The sequence below is a fragment of the Methanoculleus sp. UBA413 genome, from assembly GCF_002502935.1.
GTDB lineage: Archaea > Halobacteriota > Methanomicrobia > Methanomicrobiales > Methanoculleaceae > Methanoculleus > Methanoculleus bourgensis.
This window is the reverse complement of the sequence record NZ_DAQR01000123.1, coordinates 1-6,920: the sequence shown is the minus strand read 5'-3', so window position 1 is coordinate 6,920 and position 6,920 is coordinate 1. Positions and strand designations below refer to the sequence as shown.

Annotated in this window: 7 protein-coding genes; 4 read left to right on the top strand and 3 right to left on the bottom strand. The window is 64.7% G+C overall.

Translation table 11 applies throughout. From position 1 onward, the window contains the following. Positions 1-1,785: DUF460 domain-containing protein (locus BP858_RS10635; protein WP_286879469.1), on the top strand; the 1,785-nt coding region annotated here is incomplete at its 5' end. Then, a complete protein-coding gene (gene thiL, locus BP858_RS10630; RefSeq protein WP_286879468.1) occupies positions 1,778-2,644 on the top strand; it encodes a thiamine-phosphate kinase in 867 nt (288 codons plus the stop codon). The genes BP858_RS10635 and thiL, both read left to right, overlap by 8 nt. On the opposite strand, the gene BP858_RS10625 is transcribed toward thiL, so the two are convergent. Then, a complete protein-coding gene (locus BP858_RS10625; protein WP_286879467.1) occupies positions 2,641-3,426 on the bottom strand; it encodes a YhfC family intramembrane metalloprotease in 786 nt (261 codons plus the stop codon). The genes thiL and BP858_RS10625 overlap by 4 nt on opposite strands. Before the next feature lie 69 nt (positions 3,427-3,495). Between BP858_RS10625 and BP858_RS10620 the strand changes: the two genes are divergently transcribed. After that, the gene (locus BP858_RS10620; RefSeq protein ID WP_286879466.1) at positions 3,496-4,587 is read left to right on the top strand and encodes an acyltransferase family protein; all 1,092 of its coding nucleotides are present in this window, start codon (positions 3,496-3,498) and stop codon (positions 4,585-4,587) included. Here the strand turns inward: BP858_RS10620 and BP858_RS10615 are convergent. Then, positions 4,559-5,029: a C-GCAxxG-C-C family protein gene (locus BP858_RS10615; RefSeq protein WP_286879465.1), complete on the bottom strand. Its 471-nt coding sequence runs from the start codon at positions 5,027-5,029 to the stop codon at positions 4,559-4,561. The genes BP858_RS10620 and BP858_RS10615 overlap by 29 nt on opposite strands. A 98-nt stretch (positions 5,030-5,127) precedes the next feature. Here BP858_RS10615 and BP858_RS10610 point away from each other — a divergent pair, with 98 nt between their 5' ends. Beyond that, positions 5,128-6,279: a WD40 repeat domain-containing protein gene (locus BP858_RS10610; RefSeq protein ID WP_286879464.1), complete on the top strand. Its 1,152-nt coding sequence runs from the start codon at positions 5,128-5,130 to the stop codon at positions 6,277-6,279. A gap of 149 nt (positions 6,280-6,428) precedes the next feature. On the opposite strand, the gene BP858_RS10605 is transcribed toward BP858_RS10610, so the two are convergent. Beyond that, on the bottom strand, positions 6,429-6,920 hold a 492-nt coding region (locus BP858_RS10605), incomplete at its 5' end, for a hypothetical protein (protein ID WP_286879463.1).

The window sequence follows — 6,920 nt, the reverse complement described above, 5'->3', positions numbered from 1 at the left end:
GCCGTGGACAGCCTCCAGGAGATCGCCGCCGACCAGCGCGAACTCCATGCCTTCCTGCAGGCGCTCCCGCCGTCGACGAAACTCGTCCAGGTGACCGGCGGCGAGCGGAAAGAGACTCTCGGGAAGGTCGCCGCCCGCTACAACATCAGTTTCAACAAGTTCGACCCCTACGCCGAGGCCCGGACCACCGCCCAGGTGGCCTCCCTCGGGGCAGGCGTCGAGGTGATCGCGTTTGAGAACACCACGGATGTCGTGGTGAGCAGGCGCCGCTCGCCGGGCAGGGGCGGGTGGAGCCAGAACCGCTATACGAGGAAGATCCACGGCGGGGTGATGCAGAAGGCCCGGGAGATCGAGGACAGGCTCCGGGGCGCCGGTCTCGACTACGAGAAGAAGGAGACAAAGGCCTTCGGCGGGTATTCAAGGGTCGCCTTCCGGGTCGTCGCCCCCAGAGATATGGTCCCGGTCCACTCCTCCCGGGGCTCCGATGTCCAGGTCAGGGTGGCAGGCAGGGAACTCGACCGGATCCGGTTCGAACCGCTCTCCAGCCGCCCCCGTTACCTGATCGTCGGGCTCGATCCCGGGACGACCACCGGGATCGCCGCCCTGGACCTCGACGGCAACCTGGTCCTCCTCTCAAGTTCCCGGCAGATGACGATGTCCGATATCGTCGAGGAACTCTACCGCGCCGGAAAACCGCTCATCATCGCCTCCGACGTCCAGCAGATGCCCTACTCGGTCGAAAAGATTCGTCGGGCGTTCAACGCCATCCCCTACACCCCGAAGCAGTCGCTCTCAGTTGAGGCGAAGTACGACCTGACCGCCCCGTTCTCGTACACGAACGACCACGAACGCGACGCCCTCTCGGCGGCGCTGGACGCCTACCGGAGCCTCCAGAACAAGTTCCGGAATATCGCAAAGCGGGTGCAGCCCGGGTTCGACCTCGATGAGGTGCGGGCGCGGGTGCTCCGGGGCCAGTCGCTCGACGCGGTCCTCGCTGAGATGCAGGGGGCCCCAGCGGCCCCGAAACCCGCTGCACTCCCGGAGACCGTCCCGGAACGGCCGGTGGAGGACGAGCGGGTGATGGCGCTCGACGGTATGGTGAAGCGGCTCCGGGGGTACGTGCAGGAACTGCAGGATGACCTGCGGGAACGCGACCGGGAGGTGGAGCGGCTGCAGCAGACTCTGCGGCGGGAGCGTTCCGCGGCCGGGCGGAAGATCCGGCGGGATGCGGAACTGGCGACGAAGGATGCGATGATCGAGAACCTGCGCCGGCAGCTCCAGGGTGAGCGGCGGCGGTTCCGGCGGCTGAAGAAACGCCTGGAGCGGATGCGGACCGTCGCAAAGATCGAGATCTCCGAGGACTACACCCCGCTCAAGGTGCTCGACTCCCTCACCCGGGAGGGGGTGAGGAGCCTCCAGGAGGAGGTCGGGATCGTCAAAGGCGACGTTCTCTACGTCCAGAGGACCCACGGCTGGGGGCGGGGCGTGGTGAAGGACCTCGCCGGGACAGGCGTGCGGGCGCTGGTCGTCGGCGGGGAGCCTCCCGACCCGCACCTGGTCAGGGTCGCCCGGGAGGCGGGTCTCCCCCTCCTCCCCGCCGACGCGGTCAGGCCGGATATCAGGGGCAGGACCGGGGCGGCGAAGACCGACGCCCTCGAGGACGCCGTTTTGGAGTGGGAGGAGGAGCAGAAGGAGTACCGGCGCGAGAAGGAGACCGAGCGGCTCGAGTACCTCTTCAAGGAGTACCGGAGCGAGCGGGAGAAGGAGGTGCGGCGCGGTGGATGAGCGAGGCCTGCACCGGCTGATCGGGACGATCATCGACCCTGAGCGGCTCGAAGACGACTGCGCCGTCATCCCCTGCGGGGATCTTCTCATGGTCGCGAGCACCGATATGCTGCATGAGACCACTGATTTTCCGGCCGGGATGACCGACTGGCAGGTGGGGTGGATGGCGGTGGCGGTCACGCTCTCGGATGTGGCGAGCATGGGCGCGGCGCCGGGGCAGGTGCTCCTCGCGGTCGGCCTCGATAGGCCGGAACGTCTCCAGGAGATTATGGTGGGCGCCCGGGACTGCTGTGTTGCGGCCGGTGCGGAACTCGTCGGCGGGGACCTCGACGCCCACCGGGAACTCACACTCGTGAGCACGGGGCTCGGGACCGTCGCCCCGGAGCACCTGGTCAGGCGGCGGGGGGCACGGCCGGGGGACGTCATCGCGGTCACCGGGCCGCTCGGGGAGGCAGAGGCCGCTCTCGTCGGCTACGACCATCACAGGAAGGAACTCCTCGAGCCGCAGCCCCGCACGAAGGAGGGAGAGATCCTCGGCCGTGCCGGGGTCTCGGCGATGATGGATATCTCAGACGGCCTTGCGCTCTCGCTCTACGACCTGTTAGCGGTGAACGACTGCGGGTTTTCGGTCGATACCGCCCGGCTCCCGCTTCCGGCTGGTGTCCCGGAGGACGAGGCCCGGGAACTTGCGCTCTACGGCGGGGGGGACTTTGAACTCCTTTTCTCCGCACCTCCCGCCCTCCTCCCGGTCCCTGGGGTCGAGGCGCACGTCATCGGCGAGGTCATCCCGGAGTGGGTGGTGCTCGCGGACGGAGAGCCGCTCGACCGCCGGGGATACCTGCACGAGTGGAACGGCTAAGAGGCAGCCCGCTCCCCCATCCTTCGCCACTGCATGAGGATGTACACAAGGCCGAGCACCGCGAAGACGAATATCACCGCCTCGGTCACGATGACCCCCTGTGTCTGGACGAGGAAGACGGCGGCGGCATCCACGGTGGCGTGCCAGAGGACGGCAAGAGCAATGAGCGCCTTTCTATCATAGACAACGGCGGCAAGCACCATGAGTGACCAGGCGATATGCAGGGTGATCGTCATCATCCGCTCGGCGAGGCCCGGCAGGATATCGAGCGGCGTGAGACCCTTGAGGGCCTCGACCTGTGCCGCGACGGCGGGGTCATCGGGCAGGGGGATGATCCCGCCGTCGCCGGTGAGGAGGATGTAGGAGAGCATGCTCGAGAGGACGAGGAGCGCGACGATGATGCTCTCGACGCCGCCCCACCCGGCCCCGAACTGGAGGCCGGTCTCCCGGGTGAGGGGGATATCCCGGCGTTGGAAGTAGTAGCGATAGACGAGGTAGCGGCCGATCTCCTCAAAGAGCCCGGCGAGGAGGCCGAGGTAGAGAGCGATGACCGCGAGGGTCGTTGTTGTGCCGAGCGGCAGGAGGGAGCGGTAGAGCGGGCCCTGTGTTACAAGGACGAGCGGGGTGTGGACGACCTGCACGGCGATGAAGAAGAGGGCGCCGAGCCCGAAGACCCGCCACGGGACGCCGAACCTCCGAACAATCCAGTAACCGAGCGCGAGCGGGATTGCGATCTCGAGCAGGGCGACGACGGCAAACGTGGCGACGACCAGCGGGTCCATACGAGGGAGATACATAACTAACTACTTAATCGTTGCCAGACCACAGGTGAACAGGATATCCTGATCGACATGAACGCACAGTACCCGGGGAGTGGGAGCGGTTCTGCGGGTGCGGCCCGGTTCTCAAACAACTTTGACTTCCTGCGGTTTGTCGCGGCGGCGGCCGTCATCGTCACGCACGCCTACTCGCTCACGGTGGGCTACCCGAACATGCGGCTCTACGACCCCGTCCTGCTCATGGGGCAGGCGGCGCTTGCGACATTCTTCGTCATCAGCGGCTACCTGATACCGATAAGCTGGGAGTCGACCGCATCCCCGCTCCGGTTTGCCTGGAAACGGTTTCTTAGGATCGTCCCGGCCCTCGTCCCCGCGCTCTTCATCACGCTCTTCATCATCGGGCCGCTGATGACGTCCCTCCCCCCGGCTGAGTATTACGGCGCCCTCTTCTCTCTGGAAGGGTTCTTCTCGGTCCCATTCTTCGAGGACGGAGGTGTCATCGGGCTCTTCCAGGAAAACCCGGTGACGTACGTGAACGGCTCGCTCTGGGTGATACCGGTCGAGGTCGTGATGTACGGGGTCGTCGCGGTCCTGGGGCTCGCCGGGCTCCTGAGACAGCGGGGTGCCATCATCAGTCTCGCCGCGGTAAACGTCCTCCTCTGGATAGTCTGGTTCGACGACCCCCGGATGGCAAAGGTCAGGTTCACCCTCTACTTCCTCATCGGCGCTTACTTCTCCCTCCACCGACGGCACATCACCTACCGGCCGCTCATCGCCGGGATCCTGCTCGTGGTGCTCGGGCTCTCGGTGCTGACGCCCCACCCCCCGGTTGCCGGGGTGGTCTGTATCCCCTACCTCGTCCTCTACGCTGCACAGATCCGGATCCCGCTCCTGAACAACTTCGGAAGGGCGGGAGACTTCTCCTACGGCATGTACGTCTACCACTATCCGATCCAGCAGGCGCTCATCCAGATCTCGGGGAACACCCTCTCCCTCCCGGCGCTCTGCGGGCTTTCGTTCCTGCTCGTGCTCCCGCTGGCGTTCCTCTCCTGGCACACGATCGAGAAATGGGCGCTGGCAGCAAAGAATCTGGATCCTAGAGATCTGCGGCGGGTCTTCGGGCTCCCGGATGCCGTCACCGACCCGGGGCCGGCCCGGAAGTGACGGGTCCGAGGATCTCCTCGAGGATCTCGACCGCGTCCCTGATATACCGGGGGCAGGTGGTCCGGGCGAGGTTCTGCTCCCTGGCCCGCGCGAGCCCCTCGTCGGTCGAGAGGTCGCACCCGAGAAGTCCGGTGCAGGATACGGCGCCGTTCCTGATGGTGAACCGGGTGACGAACTCCCGGACGAGCGCGTAGGTCTCGTCCTTCGCCTCCTTCTCAGCGGGGCCGGTGCTCCCGAACGAGAGCCCGAGGACAAGGACCGCCCCGGAGACGGCCCCGCAGGCACCCCCGGTGTGCCCCATCCCGCCGCCAAACCCTGTAGCCGCCCTGAGAATGACCTCTTCGGGAACCCCGAGGTCGGCCGCAAAGACCGAACTGACCGCCTGTGCACAGTTGTAGCCCCCCATGAAGCGGGAGACCGCTTCTTCGGGCCTCTTCATCATATGAGGTAATCTGCAACGCGGCCCTTCAAGGTTTCTGCAGCCGGCTGGAAGCGTTTAAGAACCCTGCCGCAAAAATAGACGTCTGGAGAAGGGTCCCCATGAGAAGAATAGTATTGATCATCGCCCTGTTCGCCGTCCTGGCCCCGGCGGTGGCCGCTGAAGCCTCCTACCACGCCGCCTCAACGGGAGGCATCGTCAGCGATCTTGCGATCACCGCGGACGGCGGGTATGCAGTCGCAGGGACCGGGAGCGGGAAGATCGTCTGCCTCAGGCAGGACGGCACGGTCCCATGGAACGTGAGTGCGGGGAGCCCCATAACCACAGTTGCCGTCGCGGATGCCGCAGGGCGCATCGCCGCCGGAACCAGTGCGGGCGGGGTGCTCCTCCTCGATGGAAACGGCAACCGTTACTGGACAGCGAACGTGAGCGGGGGCGTAAACGGCCTCGCCTTCACGGGCGACGCCCGGCTCCTTGCGGTGGCGGCTGAGCGCATCACCCTCTTTGACCACCGCGGGGAGGAACTCTGGAACCTCTCAACCCTGGCGGAGGTCCGCTCCGTCGCCTTCACGAAGGACGGCAACTACATCGTCACCGGGAGCGACAACGGCGCCGTCCACTTCATCGGCAGACGCGGGAACCTGCTCTGGCAGGCGCTCGCCACCGACGCCGTCACCGCGGTCGATATCTCGCGGGATGGGTCGGTCGTTGCCGCGGGGAGCCGGGACCGTGCCCTCCGCGTCTACGACCGGCCGGGCGGCCTCCCCTGGGCGGTGCCCACGGGTGCGCCGATCCTCGCGCTCGCCCTCTCCGGGGACGGCCGGATCGTGGTCGTCGGCAAGGAGGGGGGCAGCCTCGAGTGCTACCGGCCTGATGAGGGGCTCCTCTGGGGGAACCGGACGGGGAGTAACGTCCTCGCCGTGGACGTATCGCGGCGCGATGAGGTCGTCGCGGCCGGGACCGCCTGCGGGACCGTGCACCTCTGGAGCGGGAGCGGCGACGAGCGCTGGTCGTTTGACGCCGGTGCTCCCGTCACGGCGGTCGCCCTCTCGGAGAGAGGCGACTACCTCGCCGCGGGCGCGGGGGAGCAGGCCTTCATCTTCAGGACGGCCGATGTGCCGCTGCCGCCGGTGACGACAACGCCCACTGAGGATGCCACCACACCCGCGCCCACGCCCACCACCGCCGGCGGAGCGGGCGCGCTGATCGGGATCGCTGGGGTTGTGGCGGCGGTCTTTGTGGGGAGGAGGTAGGATAAGAGATAGGGTAGCGCTGGCTCTCGGGCTGATTCACTGGCCCGTGTCTGAAGTTTCAGAGGATAACTATTAACCCAAAAACAAGGACTTTGTAGAGTCCATATGAGCAAGAGGAGCCTCGGGGTATAGGTTAATAGCTATTCTCTTCAGAACCATGTACCGTAGTAGTATTGATCTGCACTCCGGAATAGTTCCGACATATGTCTTCGCCAATCTTCCGGATCATCGGCAGCGCAATCGTCGTACCGATCCGCTGTAACCAGGAACACCTCTTTTAGGACATCATCTGGCTTCATAGCTTGAACTTTGTGAGCATTGGCGTAATCCTGTGCTGATTTATTCAGGCTAATCTCGTTCAATACGATTTTAAGATCATCTAAATCCGGGATTTCTCTAAATATTTTTACGAGATCTTTTTTATAAATGATAGGCTGGTCTGCTTCCGACGATCCCTCATCCTGTAGATATTCGTCATCACATAAACAGATTAAAGCAAGACCGCAGTCAGCACAAATAACATCAAATCCAAAATCCCTCTCCTTTATGTCATACTCTATATAACCCATCTCTTCTAATGATTTCACAATGAATTCCTTAAAACCAGTTTCAGAATAGAGGGCTCTGTTGAAACCCTCTTG